This is a genomic window from Tepidibacillus sp. HK-1 (assembly GCF_001748485.2).
GTDB classification, from domain to species: domain Bacteria; phylum Bacillota; class Bacilli; order Tepidibacillales; family Tepidibacillaceae; genus Tepidibacillus_B; species Tepidibacillus_B infernus.
The window spans coordinates 109,590-130,723 of sequence record NZ_BDGM02000006.1; the positions used below are offsets into that span (position 1 = coordinate 109,590).

Below are 21,134 nucleotides of genomic sequence, written 5' to 3' on the forward strand. Positions count from 1 at the left end.
TTTTCCATTCTTCTTATCCACGCTTCCATGGCAATAATCTTCGATGTCAGCTCATTGACCGTATAAATAAGAGGAACAATGATTGCCTATGAACCATAGGAACCCAGTCAAACTCTACTCCATAAAAATGGTAACGAAAGGTTAACTCATGAAGACCGAGATCATTTACGTATGAATCTTGTCCAATGTATGGATCAAATTGATGGAAGAACTGTAATGTCCTTTGAATCGTTTGATTTCTTACTTCCTCTGTGGAAATATATTGCTCTCCCACTATTTCAATAATTAGTCCATTAAGCCCTTCGCTCTCTGATACCTTTATAAACCTTTCAAGTGTAGGAAGCGAATTTCTTAGATTTTCTTCTAGCTTTTTCGATTCATCCCATTCATAAGAACCCCAAACTTTCTTCAACGATTCATAAGGTGTTCCTTTCGTCAGTTCACGAAAATGATCGAGGGAAGGTTCAGTCGTTGGATCGTGAGTGATGTCAAACCGATTCTTATCTCGCACAACATCACGATCTAATATTTGATCTACATAGTAGAAAAGAGGGATGTCATAATGATTCGCTAGTTTAATCAAGTCCACATTAAACTTCGCAATTTCCTCCCCTAATCTACATTTCTTCTCTGTTAGTTTCTTTTTCTTATCTCCCTCATAATGATTAAGGATTCTTGCGATCTGCCCAGCTCTCGTAAGAAGACTCATTACCCCATCCACTTTACTGGACACAGGTTGAGCCTGCTTATAAAGCTCTTCAATTTCTATTGGGTAAGCCATTAAAGAAAATTCCTCATTCAAATCCATACAATATTGGTTTCCAACTGATGCTGTGATCACAAAAAGATCTGCCAGTTCCCCTCCCAGGTCTTCTCTATCCATCTCTTCCTGCATGAATAGTTCTGCTAGTTCTCCTAACTCTTCGATCACTCTTGCCAACCCTGAAAGTGGTCGCCAATATCCACCTAATACACGTACAGTTTGATCTACCTTTTGTTGATAATCTCGGATCGTTTTTGTCATTTCCTTTCCCCTTTTTAATTAATGATTTCTACTAATTCCTTGTAAATTTCTACAATCTCATCATTATTTTTCTTCCACATGATTAATAACCCTTCTATTTAAAAAATATTTCCTTATATTATGCTTACCTTCAACCATTCATTTATAATAAGAAAAGATATTTCTTTTTAAAAGACAGGTGATGTGAATGATCTTCATCGTAAATGCATTATATCCTGAAGCCAAACCATTGATCGAGTATTTTCAGCTTAAAAAAGTTTCGCAAATCTCAAGGATCCAACTCTATGAAAATAACGGGATTGTTCTCGCAGTAAGTGGTGTGGGGATTACTTCTTCTGCGATTGCTACAACTTATCTATTAACAAAATATGAAGTAAAGGCCACAGATACCATTTTGAATATTGGGGTTGCGGGAGCTAAGAGCCAAAAGTTACAAGGCGATCTCATCTACTGTCACAAAATCATTCATCATGATACAAAATATAACTACTATCCAGACATCTTAGTACAACATTCTTTTTCTGAAGGGGTGTTAGAGACATTCTCTACAATCGTTGATTTATCAATGAGTAAGGAAGTGATAGGGGATCTTGTAGATATGGAAGGGGCTGGATTTTTTGAAGCTGCTTCTACTTTCTTGCCACCCCATCAAATTCATATTCTAAAAATTATTTCTGACCAATTGCAGCCAAATGAAATCACATCTCTTGATGTCTCACAATTAATGAGAAACCAAATGGAATCAATTGCTGCATTTATTAAAAAATTACAAGAGATTTCTTTTACCGATCCAGAGGTACTAACTGAAGAGGATCTGCAACTTTTACAGCAACTTCGAGATCACCTTCATCTAACCATTACCATGTATCATCAATTGATTCATCTTACAAAACAATATAAAATTCGTACTAAGGAACCTTTAGATCTTTTGCAAGCATATCTACGTGTTGAGATAAAAACTAAGTCTGAAGGGAAGAGCAATTTTGAACAGATCCGAAAACAACTTCTATACACCTAGGTTCTCTCATATTTATGTTGAGGAAAATATGAAAGATCATCCGATGGCTCAAAAGATTCTTCAGCGTTTTCCCAATGCTAGAGTAATTGAAATCGATCATTATCAAGAAGTTTTCCATCGTCCAAAACAAAACTTTTTTGTCCAAAAAAATGCACAAAAGCTTATTTTAGCGGAAAAAAAAGATCATTATTTTTATCCTGGTGCAGAAGTTTGTCATGATTTCGGGAACCCACATTTTTACTACTCGACGAATATCTTAAATTGTATTTATCATTGTGATTATTGCTATCTACAAGGCATGTTTTCTTCTGCTTATGTCGTGATGTTTGTGAATCTAGAAGATTATTTTGCCGAATTAGATCAGATGTTAGAAAAACATTCTGTCTATCTTCCTATCTCTTATGATACCGATCTACTCGCATTTGAGAACGTTGCTCCATTTACAGCGGAATGGATTCACTATGCCAAAAATCATGCGAATGTAACGATTGAGATTCGAACGAAAAGTGTCAATTATCGAGCAATTCGTCATTTTGAACCCTTGAACAATGTGATCTTGGGATGGACGGTATCCCCTGATTTTATCGTGAAACATTATGAACGAGGCACCTCTTCTTTAGAAGCAAGGCTTGCGAATATCAGACAAGCGATCAATGACGGATGGAAGGTTCGATTAAGTTTTGATCCTCTTTTACACATTGATGATTGGCGTGAACACTATCAAGAATGTGTAACCCAAACGTTTATGACCATACCTGTTGAGAAGATTCTGGATATCAGTGTAGGAGTTTTTCGGATGCCCAAAGATTATCTGAAAAATATTCGTAAATATCGAAATAATTCTGATCTGATTTACTACCCTTATGAACATATGAAAGGTGTTTATACCTATCCAAAAGAAATTCGTAATCAACTGATTCAAGAAGTAACTCAGATGATCGAAAAGTATGTACCAAAAGAGAAAATTTATACATCATAATATCAAAAAGGAGTCTACAATGAAATCGGCAATTGTAACAGGAGCATCCACTGGGATTGGCTTAGCCATTACGAAAAAATTGAATCAAATGAATGTTCTAGTGTATGGGTTAGCAAGAGATTTTTCAAAAACGGACTATCAACACAAACACTTTCAAAAAATTGTTTGCGATGTTACCAACACAAAACAACTCGTTGAAGTGACAAAACAAATCAAAGACGAAGAGAATGAAATCTATATCCTTGTGAATAATGCAGGTATAGGCTATTTTGGCCCACACGAGACCTTGAGTCCGAAACAGATTGAAACGATGATTGCAACAAATCTTAAAGCACCATTGATTCTCAGTAATTTGCTTTTGCGAGAACTTCGCCAGACAAAAGGATATATGATTAACATTTCTTCGATCACAGCAAAAAAGTCCAGTACCTTTGGTTGTGCATATGCAGCAACAAAGGCAGGACTTACGCATTTTGGGATCAGCCTATTTGATGAAGTTCGGAAATCAGGAGTAAAAGTTGTCACTATTCATCCAGACATGACGCAAACGTCCTTCTATGATCATTTGGATTTTCAAGAAGGTGACTTACCTGAGAGCTATCTAACACCTGAATGTGTGGCAAATGCGGTAGAAACCATCCTTAGCCAGCGGGAAGGTACGGTGCTGACAGAGCTTACCATTCAACCACAGCGACATATGATTAATAGAAAAAAACAAATGAAAAAATAAGGATCAAACCGCCTACGTAATGTTGTAGACGGTTTTTTGTTTACCTATCACAAATTTATAATCTTATTATTTTTGGAAAAAAACTGAAGAGTGACGCAAATCCTTTCCCTTTAGGAAGAAACATTCGTTTAAATAGACGCAATGGTGTTTTTAATCCCCAATATAGCACTGCAATTTTAGAGATATTTGTTATAAAAGGTAAAAATTTAAGAAATTTAAACAAGTTTAGCTCTCCTTTCAAAAAAAGTGGAATGAAGCTCATAAACTATCCTATTGAAAGGAAGGCATTTCTGCAACGGCGGATATCCACCCATTTTCCTCAATCACAAATCCGGATTTTTCAATATTTTCTAGAGTTCTTCGATTGATATTAGCCCCTGAGAAGCAAACGGTGATTGGATTGTAAACGAGTGTAATCTGAAAATGTGAAATTTTGATATCGATGAAATCAATTCAAATTAACCTTTCTTTCATTCTTTGAATAACATAAGATAGGCAATTACATAAGTTTGTATACTCCAACGCGCTCCGTTGTCCGTGTATTTCTATGAATATAAAACTTAAACGATAAGCGGAAGAAAGTTAAACTTTCTTTACTATTAACAAAGGATGAAAATGAATGATAAATAGGGTTAATGATGAAATCAACCGTTTGATTGGCCTTTTAGAGGAAAAACAAGCGAGTGATGGAGCTTGGTATTTTTGCTTTGAAAATGGAATTATTGCTGATGCCTATCTGATTATTCTTCTAAGATCATTGGAGATGGATGATGAAGCTTTAATTCAAACATTAGTTCGTCGAATAAAAGAAAAACAAACATCGAGTGGCACATGGAAGATTTATCATGATCAAGAAGAGGGAGATTTATCAGCTACAGTGGAAGCTTACTATTCTTTGCTTTATTCAGGATATGTGAATCCAGAGGAACCGAAAATGATCGCAGCAAAACAATTTATCATCGAAAAAGGTGGTTTGTCTCAAGTAAGCCTATTCACAAAAGTGATGCTAGCCTTTACCGGTCAGTATCATTGGCCAGAAAATTTAAGATTACCGATTGAATTGATTCTACTTCCTCCACCTATCCCCTTTAATATCTTTGATTTTGTCGGGTATGCGAGGGTTCACTTTGTCCCCATCATGATTGGAGCAAATAAAAAATTTTCCTTAAAGACATTAAGATCGCCTAACTTATCTGAGTTATATCTTACAGAAAAGTCGAATGAGTCAACTTTCAAACTAATGGCTTGGCAAGAGAAAATGATTGAGAATGCCTTAAACCAACTTTCTGACCTGAAAAATCCACGTGAACTTGCCTTTCAAAAAGCAGAAGAGTTCTTATTGAATCGAATAGAAAATGACGGTACCCTTTATAGTTATTTCACTGCGACGTTTGTCATGATCTTCGCCTTATTAGCACTAGGCTATTCAAAAGATTCAAAAACGATCACAAAAGCAGTGAATGGTTTAAAATCTTATGCATGTAAAACGGATAGATATACAACGATTCAAAACTCCCCTCCAACCATTTGGGATACTGCTCTCATCAGCTATGCGCTTCAAGAAGCTGGTGTTCCTCCTTCGGATCCGATGATTGTAAAAGCTAACCAATACCTATTAGCGAAACAGCGTACAAAATATGGGGATTGGCGACTTCACAATCCAAGAGCCATTCCCGGAGGGTGGGGCTTTTCCCCAAGTAACACCATTAACCCAGATATAGATGATACCACTGTAGCATTACGAGCAATTCAAACAAATGCATTCTATGATCCTTCCTATCTTTATGCTTGGCAAAAAGGGGCGATCTGGACGCTTTCCATGCAAAATCAAGACGGGGGTTGGCCCGCCTTTGAGAAAAACACTAATAAAAAATACACCTCTTTACTACCAATTAAAGGGGTTGAGTCGGTGACGATTGATCCAAGTCATGCCGATTTAACGGGAAGAACGTTAGAATTCCTCGGAAATTACGCAGGCTTAAATGCTTATCATCCTTCGGTCCAAAAAGGGATTCGCTGGTTATTCTTCAATCAAGAGAGAAATGGGTCTTGGTATGGGCGTTGGGGAATTAATTATATTTATGGTACTTGGGCAGCGATTACCGGGTTAAAAGCAGTAGGTATTCCCTCTAACCATCCTAGGATTCAAAAAGCAATTCAATGGTTATTAAGCATCCAAAAAGAAGATGGTGGTTGGGGGGAGTCTTGTATTAGTGATGCCAAGAAACAATACGTACCTCTTCAGGCAAGCACCCCATCGCAAACAGCATGGGCTGTCGATGCCTTAATCGCTGTTTATAATCGTCCGACTCCAACCATTCAACGCGGGATTCAATGTTTAATTGATTTAGGAAAAGAAAAGGATTGGCGAACGACCTATCCTACTGGAGCTGGTTTCCCAGGAAATTTTTATATTCTTTACCATAGTTATCGCTACATTTGGCCACTGCTTGCATTAAGCCATTATCGATCAAAATTTTTGTGATAAGAACCATTTAGGTAGCTTAAAATATAAGCTACCTCTAATCTAAACTATCCTATTTTTACTCCTTTTTCTCAAGAAAATTCTCAATCTTATACTTCGTTTTCTGGTCTTCTAACCATGTTGGATAAAGGTCTTGCATTTTTTGGTCAGATAGTATATCTTTAATCTCATTTTTACTCTCTTCATAGTTTGCTGGTTTGGCTTCTTTTTTGTCCTCAACTTCAATGATGTGATAGCCATAATCTGTTTTGACAGGATCACTGATCTTACCTACTTCAAGAGAGAATGCAACTTGGTCAAATTCCGCAACCATTTCTCCTTTTCCAAAATAACCTAACTCTCCTCCTTGGTCCTTCGTCCCTGTATCAGTCGAGTATTTTTTTGCTAATTCGGCAAAATCTCCACCATTTTCTAGTTGCCCTTTTACTTCTTTTGCTTTCTCTTCACTGTCGACTAAAATATGACGTGCTTTAACTTGCTCTTGCTCAGCAAATGATTCTTTGTTTTCATCAAAATATTTTTTCATTTCTTCTTCGGATATAGAAATCTGCGGTTCAAGCAGCTTTTTTAATTGCACGTTTATTTTTACATTTTCTTTTATTTCATCTAATGTAATACCACTCATTTGTAATGCTTGATTAAATGATTCTTCTCCACCATAAGATTCCATCATTTTTTGCAGTTCTTTTTCAATATCTGAATCAGAAATTGTAATCTTTTGATTTTTGGATTCTAGTTCAATGATTTTTTTTGTCGTTAAATAATCGAATGTTTCTTGCCCATATTGTTTAACCATTTGGTCATATAACTCTTCTTTGGTAATCGGTTCTCCATTTACACTGCCAACAGCCTCTTGAACAGAACATCCTGTAGCAAATAATGTAATCGCACCTAATAGAATAAATAGTGTAAAGAGATAGATTTTCTTCCGTTGCCTTTTTTTATCCATTTTGATCTCCTCTCGGTGTTTATTTTATTGAAATTATCTCGAATAGTGATTAGTGTACCAGTTTAAAATGAAAATTTGATGAAACCAAACAAAAAACACCGAGAGTCTCGGCGTTCTAATCTATTTTTTATTAACTTGTTTATTTTGCTTGGTTAATCGCAAGGGTAAGTTTTTCTTCAATCTCTTTGCCTTTTTTAATTAGTTCTTCATTCTCCATGATTCCAATCAAAACGCTTGGACGAATGAAGCCGATTTGTGTTTCTTTTTCATCTCTAGAAATCACAATTTTGCATGGAAGAAAGTAACTAGAAAGTGGGTCAATTGCTAACACCTCAGAAGCTTCTTTTGGATTACATACTTCTAAGACTGTATGTTCTTTTTCTGAAGAAAATCCTTTTTCCTCTAATTTCTTATGAAGATCAAACTTCCATAGGATGCCAAATTGGATCTCTTTTAAAGCAGCTTCTATATCTATTAAAAGTTGATCCATATCTTTTTGTGTCGTTACTGTATAATGTACCATACTTATCTCTCCTCTTTGCAAAAATATTTTTCACATTTTTATTATTACACTAATACCACTATAGGTATATTATAAAGTATAAATATGAAGTTTTTATGAAGTAGGTAATAAGCTCATTCGATAATAAACAAAAGATGTCTTTCTATAAAAGACTTCATGAATCTCTTCAACATGGTCAAAAACCCAGCGAAACCATAAGGTGCTCTCTACATCCCAGCCATCCAAGTTAAAAGGGTAACTCGTTTGAGTTCGAATCTGTCCTCGTTTTGTAAGATGAATTCCATCATAATACTGGCTCATTTTTTCAAAATCAATGCTATAGTCTAGTCGAGGTGAATAAAAGCTAGGATTTTTTAATTTATTTTTTACTCCAAACCAATGCATCAATCTTTCTAAATCTTGATAGCGATCAATCACGTAGAGCCTTGATGTTCGATTTGGATATAATAAAGAGCCTTCCCATACATCTGAATCAGGAACTCTAGGACCCCCAACTTTAAAACTATACTGCACCCACTCTGAACCAATCTCGGGGACATAGTTGGATGTCCAGAGTCCTCCCTTTGGCTTTATAGAAGTAAAATCATTCTGAATTGTTTTCATTTTAAGTGGTGTTACCTGACCATTTAAAACATTTAACTGAGCTTGCAAATCCCTCACTCCTACTATCCATTTCTCATCCTTTACTAAAAGGATAGTCTGTAGATATGAAGAAAAAATGAAATTCGTATTCCATTGAAATAGATCTCTTTTTGTGGTATTTTTTAAACCATCAATGAATTCACAAAGAACGGAAAGGGGTAGCACATGAAGATCGGTATTATTGGGGCGATGGATGAAGAAGTTGAGAGATTAAAAGAAAGACTAGAACAAAGGGAAGACATCGTAATAGCAGAAAGTGAATTTTCTACTGGAAAGTTGGAAAATCAAGATATCATCTTATTAAAATCAGGGATTGGCAAAGTAAATGCGGCAATTGGAACCACATTACTTAATCAGCTTTTTTCTCCAGAATATGTGATTAATACTGGTTCCGCTGGAGGCTTTCATAAAGAGTTAAATGTAGGGGACGTTGTTATATCAACAGAAGTTCGACATCATGATGTAGATGTAACCGCTTTTGGCTATGAATACGGACAAGTTCCTAAAATGCCAGCTTCTTTCCTACCAGATCCACACTTAATGGAGATTGCAATAAACAGTGCTGAGAAATTAAAAGGAGTTCAAGTGGTTGAAGGCCTAGTCGCTACAGGCGATTCCTTTATGAATGATCCAGAACGCGTTGATTATGTTCGTTCCAAATTCCTAAACCTTTATGCAGTAGAAATGGAAGCAGCAGCGATTGCTCAAGTCTGTTATCAATTCAAGGTTCCTTTTATTATCATTCGATCTCTTTCTGATATTGCAGGAAAAGAATCGAAAGTATCCTTTGAACAATTTCTTAAAAAAGCAGCAGTAAATTCTGCAAATTTGGTCATTGAAATGGTGAAGGAGTTGAAATCAAATGACTAAAAAAATGAATGTAGAAAGTTTTAATTTAGATCATACCAAGGTAAAGGCTCCCTATATTCGATTAGCTGGTATAAAAAAAGGGAAATATGGAGATGAGATCTATAAATATGACGTTCGTTTTTGTCAACCTAATCAAGAACATATGGAAATGGCAGCTCTACATTCTCTAGAACATTTAATCGCTGAAAACATCCGTTATTATACGGATCAAGTGGTTGATTTTAGCCCAATGGGATGTCAAACAGGCTTTTATCTAACGATGATCAACCATACAAATTATGATGAAATCCTTGAAATTGTAGAAAAAACCCTTGAAGATGTATTAAAAGCAGAAGAAGTCCCTGCTAGCAATGAAACCCAATGTGGATGGGCAGCTAGTCACAGTTTGGAAGGTGCAAAAGAACAAGCTCGGAAAATGCTCGCACATAAAGATGAATGGCACCAAATTTTTGCTGAATAATAAAGCCCCACACTAGAATCGGTTTTCCTTCAAAGGAAGGCGATACTTGTGTGGGTTTTTTATTCGGTATAATTAAAAATCAAAGTTGTCTGGATCTGCCCCTAGTCGATGATTCTGATTTAATTCATCGATTGCTTCCATATCTTCTTTGGTTAATTCAAAGTCGAAGATATCCCCATTTTCTTGAATTCGATCCCGATGTACTGATTTTGGAATGGTGACCACTCCATGTTGCAAATCCCAACGTAGAACGATTTGTGAAGGTTTTTTATTATATTTTTTGGCGATCTCTACAATTGTAGGTTCACCAAAGATCTGCCCTTTCATCAATGGCCGCCAAGCTTCTAATTGAATGTGATGGGTTTGACAAAAATGAAGAAGTTCCTTTTGTGTTAACTTTGGATGATACTCCACCTGATTCACCATTGGTACAATTTCACTATCCGCCATCAAATCTTCTAAATGATGGATTTGAAAATTACTTACGCCAATGGCTTTTACAATTCCATCTCGATATAATTTTTCAAGAGCTTTCCAGGTTTCTTTGTATTTTCCCTTCACTGGCCAATGAATCAGATAGAGATCAATATATTCTAGATCTAATTTCTGTCGACTTTCTTCAAAAGCGGCCAATGTCGATTCATAACCCTGTCGATTGTTCCACACTTTTGTTGTGATAAAAAGCTCTTCTCTTGCTATACCCGATTCCTTGATTGCCTTTCCAACACCAACTTCATTTTCATATAATGCTGCTGTATCAATACTTCGATAGCCTATTTCTATGGCCCATTTCACCGCATTTTCAACCTCTTTACCTTCTTTGGCCTGATAAACCCCAAGTCCTAACCAAGGCATATGAACCCCATTATGCAAAGTTGTTCGATCAAAAATACTATTCATCGTTTTTACAACCTCCTATACGTTTTGTATTATCTTATTTTCTATTATTTTGTTCGATCTCCTCTATCATTAACGATAATTCTGTCCAACGTTCTATTGCTTCTTCTAACTCTTTTTCAACTTGTTGTTGTTCTTGATAGGTTTGATGAACAAGTTCGATATTGCTTCCAGCCTGTTCGAGTTCTTTTTGTAATTCCTGAAGTCGTGCTTCTAGTGTCACAATTCGATCTTCAATTTCTTCCCATTCTATTTGTTCTTTATAAGATAATTTCTTTCGTGGTTCTTTTACTGTTTTCGTGCTTTCACTAGGTTGCTTTTCTTCCATTAATTGTTTTTGTTGTTTTTCTTGCTTTTGTAATGTCAAATATTCAGAGTAATTTCCTTCAAATCGGCCAATCTTTCCATCTCCTTCAAACACTAGAAGATGATCAACCACTCGATCAAGAAAATAACGGTCGTGAGAAACCGTAATGACAACGCCTGGAAATTGATCCAAATAATCTTCTAAAATCGATAATGTCTCAATATCCAAATCATTTGTCGGTTCATCAAGTAAAAGGACGTTGGGTTCAGTCATTAACACTCTTAATAAATATAATCGTTTCCGTTCTCCACCTGATAACTTGCGAATATAGGCCCACTGCATATCTCTTGAAAATATAAACCGCTCTAACATTTGTTCTGCAGAAATCCACTGGCCATCCGCCGTTTTTACCACTTCTGCAGCTTCCTTTATATATTCAATCACACGCAGATTAAGATCCATCTCTGTATGATCTTGGGTATAATAGCCAATTTTCACCGTTTCTCCTCGATCAATAAACCCACGATCCGGCTTTATTTTTCCCGCTAATAGATTTAATAGAGTTGATTTCCCACTCCCATTAGGTCCAACGATTCCTAAGCGTTCATTAGGAACAACAATGTAGCTAAAATCATCGATAATTGTTGAAGTACCAAAGGTTTTTGAGATTCCTTCGATTACAAATACTTTTTTTCCCAATCGATTTGAGCCTAAAACAATATCTAACTCTTCATTTACCGTGTCGTTCTTTTCTTTTTGTATCTGCTCGACTCGTTGAATTCTTGCCTTTTGCTTTGTGGTTCTTGCTTTTGCGCCACGCTTTAACCATGCTAACTCACGGCGTAAGAGATTCTGCCTCTTTTGTTCAGCAACGATTGCTTGTTCTTCTCGTTCTGCCTTTTTCTCTAAAAACACCTCATAATTGCCATCGTATACGTAAAGTTCACCATGATCCAATTCAAAAATACGGTTGGTCACCCGATTTAAGAAATAGCGGTCATGTGTTACCACGAGCAGAGCGCCCCTATATTGAGCCAAATACCCTTCTAACCATTCAATAATTTCATGGTCTAAATGGTTGGTTGGTTCATCTAAAATAAGTAGATCAGCTGGTTGGATTAATGCCTTCGCAATCGCTACACGTTTCTTTTGCCCACCTGATAATGCCTTAATCGGTTGAGTCATATCCTTGATTCCAAGGCGGTTAAGAATTGTTTTGGCGATGGTACTCGCTTCCCATGCCCCTACTTCATCCATTTTTTGCTGCATCTTCATTAGATATTCCTGTTTCATCCGGTTGTTTGGATCAGCTTCAAGTGCGAGTACTGCTTGTTCATATTCTCTCATCGCTAACATGAGGCTTGAATGGCCATAATAGATTTGCTCAAAAACAGTTAATTCATCATTCAACTCAGGATGTTGTGATAAGAATTCAATTTGAAAATGGTTGGAGTGAATGATTTGTCCTGCTTCTGCCTTTTCCTTTCCGGCAATCACACGCAACAAGGTTGATTTCCCAGTTCCGTTAACCCCGATTAGTCCAATTCTTTGTTTCTCAGCAATCATAAATGAAATATGGTTAAACAAAACCTTTTCCCCATAGGTTTTCACTAAATTCTCAACCGTCAGTATACTCATATCAATCTCCTAGCCTTGCTTGTGATTTTCAACATGGTTTTATTATACAATATCATACGAAAAAAGGGATTCAATTCAAAATCTGAACTGAATCCCTTTTTTAATTAGCAACAATGCCCTTTTTTGTGACCATGATCATGTCCATGATCATGTTTTTCTACATGCTCCTGCTTTTCAGCTTTCACCTCAGCATGTTCATGATTGTGATCATGCTCATGACCTTGATTCTTATGGTCATGTTCTTTATCATGTCCTCCGCAGCAGCCCATTCTCCTCACCTCCTTAAACTAGTATAGAAATAATGGATTAGTGTACTAATTTAACACCTTTTAACCGTAATGAGTTAGAGACAACAGAGACTGAGCTAAAGGCCATCGCTGCCCCGGCAATCCATGGTGCCAATAAACCTAAAGCAGCAACTGGTATTCCTAACGTATTGTAAATAAACGCCCAGAATAAATTTTGTTTAATATTTCTCATTGTTTTACGGCTTAGTAGAATGGCATCAACAATACCTGTTAAATTACCCCGCATTAAAGTTACATCAGAGGATTCGATCGCTACATCAGTACCTGTCCCAATTGCAATCCCTACATCGGCTGTAACGAGTGCTGGAGCATCATTAATTCCATCACCAACCATCGCAACAATTTCACCTTGATCTTTGAACTTTTGTACTTCAGACGCCTTATCTTCTGGAAGGACTTCTGCGCGAATCTCGGTAATACCGACTTGTTTGGCAATCGCCTCTGCCGTTCGTTTGTTATCCCCTGTAATCATAACCACTTTTAGCCCTAATTGTTGTAGTTTATAAATTGCTTCTTTAGAATCTTCCTTAATTGTGTCAGCAACAGCCACAACTCCAGCTATTTGCTGATCGATGGCAACAAGCATCGCCGTTTTTCCCTCTTGCTCCATTTGTTCCATCTTACTCTCAATTTCACCCAACATGATATTCTGCTGTTTCATCAATTTACGAGTACCAACAAGCAATTTTTTATCTTCAATTTCTGCCTCAATACCAAACCCTGGAATGGCATTGAAGGAATCAGCTTCAACCAATTCAATCCCTTTTTCCTTAGCCCCTTTTACGATTGCTGTTGCAAGCGGATGTTCGGAACTATTTTCCGCTGAAGCTGTTAAACGAAGAACTTCGTCTTCATTAAAGCCATTTACAACATAAATATCCGTTAATTCTGGCTCACCTTTGGTAATAGTTCCCGTTTTATCTAGAACTATAGTATTTAATCTTGAGGTGTTTTGTAAGTGCTCTCCACCTTTAAAAAGGACTCCTTTTTCTGCCCCTTTACCTGTACCCACCATGATTGAGGTTGGAGTTGCAAGTCCTAAAGCACAGGGGCATGCGATTACTAATACAGCAATCATCGCGGCTAGTGCAATCGCAAATTCAACGCCAATAACAAAGTACCAAACGATAAATGTAAGAATTGCAATACCAACTACGATCGGAACGAAGATCCCTGAGATCTTATCTGCTAATTTTTGTATCGGTGCTTTGGAACCTTGAGCATCTTCAACTACTTTAATGATTTGAGCTAGTGCAGTATCTTTCCCTACTTTCGTTGCTTTAAATTTAAAAGTTCCATGTTTATTGATCGTTGCACCAATCACATTGTCACCTATTTTTTTATCTACAGGAATGCTTTCACCTGTAAGCATTGACTCATCAACCGCTGAGTTTCCTTCTACAACCACTCCATCAACAGGAATCTTTTGCCCTGGGCGAACCAATATAATATCATCTACTACAACTTCTTCAATGGCAATTTCCTGTTCTACACCATCACGAATCACAGTGGCTGTTTTTGCTTGTAACCCCATCAATTTTTTGATCGCTTCAGATGTACGACCCTTTGCCACAGCTTCTAGTAATTTCCCTAATACGATTAGCGTAATGATAATAGCGCCTGTCTCGTAATAAAGTTTGTCTCCACCAATCAATGCTTCCCATAGACTGTAGACGTAGGCTGCTGAAGTTCCTAGCGCAACAAGAACATCCATATTAGCACTGCCATTTTTTAATGCTTTATATGACCCTACGTAAAATTGCCAACCTACAAAAAATTGAACAGGTGTTGCAAATACCCATTGGAACCATGGATTAAGGAAAATTTCTGGAATCCTTATATTGATATACTCCAGCATGGCTACTAAAAGAGGTAAAGATAAAATAGCCGAAATAATGAATTTACGTTTTTGGTTCCTGATCTCAGCTTCCCTTGCCTCTTTTTCCGCATCGACGTTATCTGCTTTTCGCTCCTTCGCACGATAGCCAACCGATTCAACTTGTTTAATTAGATCAGCTATGCTTACATCAGCACCAATGTATTCTACAGTTGCACGTTCTAACGCAAGATTTACATTGGCTGTCTTAACACCTGGTAATTTATTTAATGCTTTCTCAATTCTTGTCGCACATGATGCACATGTCATCCCAAAAATATCTAGCTCTACTTTATCTGAAATGACTTTGTAGCCAATGTCTGCAATCTTCTTCTCAAAATCATTGATTGAAACTTGCTCTTCATCATATTCGATGCTTGCCCTTTCTAAAGCCAAATTCACATTGGCTTTCTTTACGCCCTGCAACCTGTTTAAACCCTTTTCAATTCTTGTGGCACAGGAGGCACAAGTCATTCCTTGGATTTTTAATGTGGTTGTTGCCATGGTATCCCTCCATCCTTATTCATAATTAGGTTTGTATGTTATTTACCATACCCCCCTATAGTATTTATGCTGTTAAATATACCCTTTGTTTATGGATTTTTTCTACAGAAAATGTGAACAAATTGTGACAAAGAATATCTGCTATAGATATACAAACCCCAAAATGACTAATGGAATAAAGTTCTATCATTTTAATTAAAAAAAAAAAGTGACTGATTGGCGAACAGTCACTTTTATTGGGAAGGTAAAAAATATGGCTAATATTTTTTACTAAATTTAGTGTAACCATTAAATATGAAGAAAAAGTGGAGTGAGCTCACTTTTTTCTAAACTTGTTCAAAATTTTATCGATAATAAACCAAATTAGTGCTCCAATACTAAAAAAGAGAAGAAATAAAATAGTAGTCCCTTTCAGCCATGTTCCCATGTGATGGTACATCATTGCTGAATCCATTATTAAACCCATTGAAGAAGGAGGAAACCAAATCATTTTTAATACAAAGAGTAAAAATGATACACCGATAATCATTAATATGATATTTAAAATATCAGAAAAGTATTTTTTCATCGCATATAACCACCACCAATGCCTAGAACAGGCAATAATTTAATTTGATCCTTTACTTTTCATTATCAATGATAACCAGTAAATATAAAGAAACGATGTAGAATGTACCAATCTTTACATAAGGAAACCCACAAAAGTGATAACTTCCTTAAAAGCTACTTCGATTGTTTTGTGGGCCTTATGAAAATGGTATATGACCATCTCAGTCACTGATCGCAAACTATGCTACTTCACCAACAATCGTTTGATTTTTTCCCTCTTTGTAATATAAATATCCCATAAGAATAATTGAGAGAAAAATAACGATCACACTTGTCCACTGCCCTGCTGTCCAATTAAACAAATATCTAAATGAGTCACCTCTTAAGAATTCAAGCGAAAAGCGTCCAATGGAATAAAGAATATTATAGGCTAAGAAAATAAATCCTGTTGTCCATTTCACATTAGCATTTTTCAATGCAATTAAAATTCCGAAGACAATCAAATCCCATTGTCCTTCCCAAACTTCTGCAGGCCACAATGGTTGTGAACCATAAGTATCATAGGCCATCGTTCCAGGAGGATAAACGATTCCAAATCCAGAGTTAGTTGGTGCACCAAACGCATCACCATTTAAGAAACAAGCAATGCGGCCAACCGCTTGTCCCAAAATGATTGCCGGAGCCATGATATCAGCCAATTCCCAAAAATTAAGCTTGTGGTATCTCGTATAAATGATAGCGGTTAGAATTCCACCAATAATTGCCCCTTGTATGGCAATTCCCCCATTCCAAAATGTAAAGATTTGATCTAAATTTTTTGAGTAATATGGCCATTGAAAGAAAAATACGTGCCAAATTCTGGCGCCAACAATTGCTCCAATGATGCTATACATGGACAAATTGATGACATGATCACGATATTTGGTGTTTCTCGCTAAAAAATATGCAACACCCATACCCAGTAAAATTGCTAATGCAACGACTAAGCCATAAGACCGTACTCCGTAACTCCCAATATGAAATAAAATAACCCTCACTTTAACCCCTCTTTCCATTTTTCTAGTTGCAACTATTTTTAAAAATAAGAGATAAATTATTTTTACTTGGCAAATATGTAGAAAGTATGAATCCACTGTTTTAAGTCAAATAAAAATGACCATATAGGATCAAATCCTAATGGTCACTCATACGATCTATTCACTTAATACTTCTTTCATTCTGCGATATTCTTCTTCCGTTATTTCCCCTTTAACAAATCTTAACTTAAGAACTTCAAATGGATCTGACGATTGTTTTCCATGATTTTGATGTTCATTATGATTATGGTTGTGATTATGATTTTGCTGATGTTCTTGCTCTTGATATCGACGTTGATCGTGATCTGAATGTGAATGACGACCATGCATTAAATGTCCAAACATACATCCTAATCCCATGATAAATCCTCCTCCCTCTTTGTTATCTAGTTTACCCTGAAAGTGTGAAAAAAGAATGAATCTATTTTATTTCCAAATCTGTAAAAATATGATTTGCACTAAAAATTAAAGTATAAAAAAATATTAATCAGTTTATTTTAAGGAAGAAAGGAGGGAGAACTTTGGCTCAAGATGTGTTATGTGAAGTAAAGAATTGCCACTACTGGGGAGATGGCAATTTGTGTAATGCTGACTCTATTTATATTGTTGCAAAACAAGAAATGGCAAGAAGATCTGAAGAAACCGATTGTAAAACATTTAAAACAGGCATGTAGTCATTTTGAAAAACAGCAACCTTGTATAGGTTGCTGTTTTATAAAAGAAATCATTTTATTGACCCATCATACCACTGAAACCATTCATTCCAGTAAAATTATTGCTATTAGAGGAACCTACAGTTCCATGCATGCTTTCATAATGAGCTTTAAAATCATCTGCTTTTAAATCTGGATATACTTGTTGCATATATTTATACATTTGGCCAAAATTGATGTTTTGATCTTGCATAAACTTTTGCATATCTTCATAACTTGCACCAGAATTCATCAATTCATACATCTGGTCTACATCGATTCCTTGTTGTTCCATAAACCCTTCCATTTGATTTACGTTAAAACCTTGTTGTTGCATGAAGGAACGGTAATCGACTCCTTTAGCATAACTAACATATGCAGTTGTTCCTACTCCTAAAACTAACGCGGTGGCTAATACACCAGTTAATAATTTCTTTTTCATTATACTCTTCCTTTCACTTTCATTATTTATATTCTTATAATAAGTTTTTCTTGATGTTTTCAAATTCTTCGGTTGTAATTTCCCCTTTAGCTAGTCTTGATTTCGCAATTTCTAATGCATCAGAGTTTGTAGCTGTTACATTTCTTACTGTTGTACCATTTTGGTTCCCTTTAACCAATAGGTAGATGATTACTCCAATAACAATCAAACCTAAGAACATCATTCCAAATCCACCTCCTAATCCACATCCTCCGAAAGCTCCAAAGCCAGGTCCCATGATGAAAACCTCCATTTATGATAGTTTTGCTTAAATTATTATACTTATACTGTAACACTCAATTATGAAGACTTTATGGAACTTAAAAACTTTCTTTCATTTTTTCGAATTCACTTTGACTAATTTCACCTTTAGCAAAACGGACTTTTAAGATCTCAACTGGATCTTCTGTTTTTTTGCTACTTTGCGTCTCTTGCTTGATGGAAGTGAAAAACTCAGTCACAAATTTCTGTGCTTTTCTTAGAAGTTTAAATAAATCTCCAGTTTTGATAAGGTAATAGGCAACAATAATCGTTAGAATTAAATTTAGCACTTGTCCAATCCCCTTTCATTATGAATTGATGACTTTTACAATTTCTTGATATTCGTCATAAGAAATTTCCCCACGAACATATCTAAGCTTGGCTATTTCTACTGCTTCATTTGAAGTTGCTTTTGTAGGTGCTAGAAGTTGACTTGGTTGCGAAAATGCACCATGTTGCTTACTTCTTTTAATCAAAAGGTAGACAAGAAATCCAACAAGTACGAGGAATAAAATTCCTGTTAGATTCCAACCAGACATCATTCCATAACCAAATCCATTTCCATATCCACCGCCGGGACCATATCCCCAGCCATTATTATACCCATATCCATTTCCATATCCACCGAAGCCTGGTCCTCCAAAACCGCCCATATGTCCTCCGCCAAACATCATCTTCGTTTCCTCCTTTTACTTTGTTTTAATGGAGATAACCCTAAAGGGAATTCAAATAGTTTGTTACAAAATTACAAAATATTTTTTAACTTGTTATACTCTTCTGCAGAGATTTCACCTTTTGCAAAACGAATATCAATGATCCGTCTTGCCTCATTCGAATTATTACTTCCATTTCCTTGAATCTTGTTTAAGATATTTTGAAGTTCACCTGTTTTATATAGATAAAACCCAATCACCAAAATAAGCAAAAGTAACATTTCTTTTTCCTCCTTTTTTCATTTATTTGTTTTTTTGCTCCCTTTAAGGTGCTATCTTCTTTACAGTTATAGAATAACGAGCAAAAATGAAGAAAAAATGAAGAATTTAATTTTTTTTAGAATCATTCTAATTATTCTTCCTGCCATGTCAAAACCGTTGTTTTTCGCCAATTCCACCAATTTCAAGGGAGATTTCTTTCCCATTTATTTTGTTTAGAAAATTTGGATAAATTTTGGTGGTGATGATTCCATCTTTCCCAAAGAGTATGGAGAATCTGTAAAGAAAGCAAAAAAAAACCTGAATATTCATTGAACACTCAGGATTTAAAGAATTTTTTTTTAGTTATTTTCTCTGCTCCATTTCTAGATGATTATGATTGTTTTGCTCCTTTTCTGATTCAACAGTCACAATATGTCCCATCTGGTTAAAAAGAAAGAAAAACACAAGAATGATCATCCCCATCAATAGTGGGTTTCGAAAAAAACGAGGTTGATCTCCTTTATTTAATTCATCAATCATCATGTAAAACAGAATTAAAATAATCCCTATAAACAGTACAAGCAAGATCTTCATCATCGTGTCTGGTTTACTTGTGGAAATCATATCTCCTAGCATGGCTCCCATCATGCCTCCCATTAAACCTGAAAGCAATCCATCCATCATTGCCATCAATGTGACAGGAGCTCCTGTAATTAAACCAACAGCACCACCAATGGCCATCGCAATTAATGTAGAAAAAAATAGATTACCGGCATAGAGAATTCCAATCAATGTTCCAGATAATATTCCCACCATCATTCCCAATGTCATCGCAATCATCATCCCTGTCATACAGGTAATCTTTTCGCGTTTTCTTACTACATAGAGAATGACTGCGATCGAAAGCAGCACAATCATGGCAACAAAAACCCAAAAAGCATAAGACATTTTGACTAACCACCTCTTTTCACATCCTCTGATTCATATATATTAGGTAAAAAATAAAACATGCTCTATTTGTAAAAAGTTGATAATCGAAATTTAATGCTTTCTCGATGTCAATCGTCAGTGAAAATGTCACCTTAATTGTTCTATGAAAATGTCATATTCCTTGGTTAATTATTAGCGTATTAGTATATAATATCCACCCACCCTTGACGGCGAGCCTCTGCTCCCTTTGGAAACCCAATACTGACCCTACAGGGGAAAACACCCCTGTAGGGGTGCTCTAACGGGTCAGCATACCAAAGGGATCCACTTATCATCAAGGGTAAAGTGAACAGGCTAGTGTTGCCTAAGAAAGTTACTTATTGGTCTTTCAATAAATAAAGTTCTAAGGTTTAAGATCTTGTAGAAAGTTACACATTTATGTTACTCTGAACTTGCTTTTGATTAGACCATGGTTTACGCCATGGATGTGAAGCAGCGGGTTTGCGTGAGGGCGCAGGACTCGCTGTTTTTGTTTTTGATTTCTGTTCATGGCGGTTAGGTTTTTGTGTTTCCTGCAATTCGAAAATTTGTCCCTGGTGCCAAATGACTAGCTTACCCTGAATAGTTTCCCGTACTTCAACAGTTGTCTTTGTCTTAAATGGCTGTGAAGGTTTTTGAGCTAATGTATAGACCTTCCCATTATAGGAAATGGTTTGGCCTGACCCAATTTGTCTGTAGCTTCGAACAGTAAAGATATACTCTAAATCCATCCCCTCAGGTAGAGGACGGTAGGCAGACCCAGCTTCCTGGGGTTTAATAGCAAAAGTTTGATTATGTTTTTGGATCAGTTCTGGAAGTACTCGATTGGCCTCTTCCAAAGTGCAAATACCAAGCAATCGAAGTTCGATAACTAAACGGTCTTGAAAAGTACCCCAAAGACGTTCAATACGCCCTTTGGCTTGCGGGGTCATTGCTTTGATATGAGTTATACCGAGTTCAGCCATTACCTTACCAAATTGCG

At 36.2% G+C, this 21,134-nt stretch carries 25 protein-coding genes; 7 read left to right on the top strand and 18 right to left on the bottom strand.

Annotated features, from left to right (window positions below):
- Positions 1–46: 46 nt before the first annotated feature.
- Complete coding sequence (locus BEN26_RS04665; RefSeq protein ID WP_069797431.1) at positions 47–1,024, bottom strand: nucleoside triphosphate pyrophosphohydrolase family protein; 978 nt, start codon at positions 1,022–1,024, stop codon at positions 47–49.
- A 187-nt stretch (positions 1,025–1,211) separates the two neighbouring features.
- Between BEN26_RS04665 and BEN26_RS04670 the strand changes: the two genes are divergently transcribed.
- The 4 genes from BEN26_RS04670 to shc all read left to right on the top strand — a co-directional run bounded on the left by BEN26_RS04670 (position 1,212) and on the right by shc (position 6,236).
- Complete coding sequence (locus BEN26_RS04670) at positions 1,212–2,042, top strand: 5'-methylthioadenosine/S-adenosylhomocysteine nucleosidase family protein (RefSeq protein WP_069797433.1); 831 nt, start codon at positions 1,212–1,214, stop codon at positions 2,040–2,042.
- Entirely contained in the window at positions 2,008–3,021 is a 1,014-nt protein-coding gene (locus tag BEN26_RS04675) for a spore photoproduct lyase family protein (RefSeq protein WP_069797435.1), read from the top strand. Before BEN26_RS04670 ends, BEN26_RS04675 begins: the two co-directional genes overlap by 35 nt.
- 19 nt (positions 3,022–3,040) lie before the next feature.
- A complete protein-coding gene (locus BEN26_RS04680) occupies positions 3,041–3,751 on the top strand; it encodes an SDR family oxidoreductase (RefSeq protein WP_069797437.1) in 711 nt (236 codons plus the stop codon).
- Positions 3,752–4,370: 619 nt separating this feature from the next.
- Positions 4,371–6,236, top strand: coding sequence for a squalene--hopene cyclase (gene shc / locus BEN26_RS04685; RefSeq protein WP_069797439.1), 1,866 nt, complete (start codon positions 4,371–4,373; stop codon positions 6,234–6,236).
- 58 nt (positions 6,237–6,294) lie between these two features.
- On the opposite strand, the gene BEN26_RS04690 is transcribed toward shc, so the two are convergent.
- The 3 genes from BEN26_RS04690 to BEN26_RS04700 all read right to left on the bottom strand — a co-directional run bounded on the left by BEN26_RS04690 (position 6,295) and on the right by BEN26_RS04700 (position 8,359).
- A complete protein-coding gene (locus tag BEN26_RS04690) occupies positions 6,295–7,185 on the bottom strand; it encodes a peptidylprolyl isomerase (protein ID WP_069797442.1) in 891 nt (296 codons plus the stop codon).
- Positions 7,186–7,324: 139 nt separating this feature from the next.
- Entirely contained in the window at positions 7,325–7,708 is a 384-nt protein-coding gene (locus BEN26_RS04695; RefSeq protein ID WP_069797444.1) for a DUF302 domain-containing protein, read from the bottom strand.
- A gap of 93 nt (positions 7,709–7,801) precedes the next feature.
- Positions 7,802–8,359 carry a hypothetical protein gene (locus BEN26_RS04700; protein WP_069797446.1) on the bottom strand — a complete coding sequence of 186 codons (558 nt, stop codon included), beginning with the start codon at positions 8,357–8,359 and terminating at the stop codon, positions 7,802–7,804.
- Between the two features lie 156 nt (positions 8,360–8,515).
- Between BEN26_RS04700 and mtnN the strand changes: the two genes are divergently transcribed.
- Both mtnN and BEN26_RS04710 read left to right on the top strand, forming a co-directional pair.
- Positions 8,516–9,220, top strand: coding sequence for a 5'-methylthioadenosine/S-adenosylhomocysteine nucleosidase (gene mtnN / locus BEN26_RS04705; protein ID WP_069797448.1), 705 nt, complete (start codon positions 8,516–8,518; stop codon positions 9,218–9,220).
- Positions 9,213–9,680: an S-ribosylhomocysteine lyase gene (locus BEN26_RS04710; protein ID WP_069797450.1), complete on the top strand. Its 468-nt coding sequence runs from the start codon at positions 9,213–9,215 to the stop codon at positions 9,678–9,680. The genes mtnN and BEN26_RS04710 overlap by 8 nt, the downstream gene beginning before the upstream one ends.
- A gap of 72 nt (positions 9,681–9,752) precedes the next feature.
- Here BEN26_RS04710 and BEN26_RS04715 read toward each other — a convergent pair whose 3' ends face one another.
- The 7 genes from BEN26_RS04715 to BEN26_RS04745 form a co-directional block, all read right to left on the bottom strand.
- Positions 9,753–10,580 (bottom strand): aldo/keto reductase, encoded by an 828-nt coding sequence (locus tag BEN26_RS04715; protein WP_068722846.1) that lies wholly within the window; start codon positions 10,578–10,580, stop codon positions 9,753–9,755.
- A gap of 34 nt (positions 10,581–10,614) precedes the next feature.
- Positions 10,615–12,522 carry an ABC-F family ATP-binding cassette domain-containing protein gene (locus BEN26_RS04720; RefSeq protein WP_069797453.1) on the bottom strand — a complete coding sequence of 636 codons (1,908 nt, stop codon included), beginning with the start codon at positions 12,520–12,522 and terminating at the stop codon, positions 10,615–10,617.
- Between the two features lie 104 nt (positions 12,523–12,626).
- Entirely contained in the window at positions 12,627–12,791 is a 165-nt protein-coding gene (locus BEN26_RS04725) for a hypothetical protein (protein ID WP_161937267.1), read from the bottom strand.
- Positions 12,792–12,828: 37 nt separating this feature from the next.
- Positions 12,829–15,210, bottom strand: coding sequence for a heavy metal translocating P-type ATPase (locus tag BEN26_RS04730; protein WP_069797454.1), 2,382 nt, complete (start codon positions 15,208–15,210; stop codon positions 12,829–12,831).
- Between the two features lie 316 nt (positions 15,211–15,526).
- Positions 15,527–15,778, bottom strand: coding sequence for a hypothetical protein (locus BEN26_RS04735; RefSeq protein WP_069797456.1), 252 nt, complete (start codon positions 15,776–15,778; stop codon positions 15,527–15,529).
- A 220-nt stretch (positions 15,779–15,998) separates the two neighbouring features.
- On the bottom strand, positions 15,999–16,796 hold the full coding sequence (gene lgt, locus BEN26_RS04740) for a prolipoprotein diacylglyceryl transferase (RefSeq protein ID WP_181482192.1): 798 nt from the start codon (positions 16,794–16,796) through the stop codon (positions 15,999–16,001).
- A gap of 156 nt (positions 16,797–16,952) precedes the next feature.
- On the bottom strand, positions 16,953–17,195 hold the full coding sequence (locus BEN26_RS04745) for an SHOCT domain-containing protein (protein ID WP_069797460.1): 243 nt from the start codon (positions 17,193–17,195) through the stop codon (positions 16,953–16,955).
- A gap of 161 nt (positions 17,196–17,356) precedes the next feature.
- Here BEN26_RS04745 and BEN26_RS04750 point away from each other — a divergent pair, with 161 nt between their 5' ends.
- Complete coding sequence (locus tag BEN26_RS04750) at positions 17,357–17,509, top strand: DUF1540 domain-containing protein (protein ID WP_068722835.1); 153 nt, start codon at positions 17,357–17,359, stop codon at positions 17,507–17,509.
- Between the two features lie 55 nt (positions 17,510–17,564).
- Here BEN26_RS04750 and BEN26_RS04755 read toward each other — a convergent pair whose 3' ends face one another.
- The 7 genes from BEN26_RS04755 to BEN26_RS14210 form a co-directional block, all read right to left on the bottom strand.
- Positions 17,565–18,032, bottom strand: a complete 468-nt coding sequence (locus BEN26_RS04755; RefSeq protein WP_181482193.1) for a UTP--glucose-1-phosphate uridylyltransferase — start codon at positions 18,030–18,032, stop codon at positions 17,565–17,567.
- Complete coding sequence (locus BEN26_RS04760; protein ID WP_082732317.1) at positions 18,004–18,246, bottom strand: SHOCT domain-containing protein; 243 nt, start codon at positions 18,244–18,246, stop codon at positions 18,004–18,006. The genes BEN26_RS04755 and BEN26_RS04760 overlap by 29 nt, the downstream gene beginning before the upstream one ends.
- An 82-nt stretch (positions 18,247–18,328) precedes the next feature.
- Positions 18,329–18,559, bottom strand: coding sequence for an SHOCT domain-containing protein (locus BEN26_RS04765; protein ID WP_068722829.1), 231 nt, complete (start codon positions 18,557–18,559; stop codon positions 18,329–18,331).
- Positions 18,560–18,577: 18 nt separating this feature from the next.
- Positions 18,578–18,943: an SHOCT domain-containing protein gene (locus BEN26_RS04770; RefSeq protein WP_201024122.1), complete on the bottom strand. Its 366-nt coding sequence runs from the start codon at positions 18,941–18,943 to the stop codon at positions 18,578–18,580.
- 71 nt (positions 18,944–19,014) lie between these two features.
- Positions 19,015–19,203 carry an SHOCT domain-containing protein gene (locus BEN26_RS04775; RefSeq protein ID WP_068722827.1) on the bottom strand — a complete coding sequence of 63 codons (189 nt, stop codon included), beginning with the start codon at positions 19,201–19,203 and terminating at the stop codon, positions 19,015–19,017.
- 343 nt (positions 19,204–19,546) lie between these two features.
- Entirely contained in the window at positions 19,547–20,131 is a 585-nt protein-coding gene (locus BEN26_RS04780; RefSeq protein ID WP_069797463.1) for a Re/Si-specific NAD(P)(+) transhydrogenase subunit beta, read from the bottom strand.
- A 410-nt stretch (positions 20,132–20,541) separates the two neighbouring features.
- Positions 20,542–21,134, bottom strand: a 593-nt coding sequence (locus tag BEN26_RS14210) for a transposase family protein (protein WP_483887673.1), incomplete at its 5' end; no start/stop codon positions are given.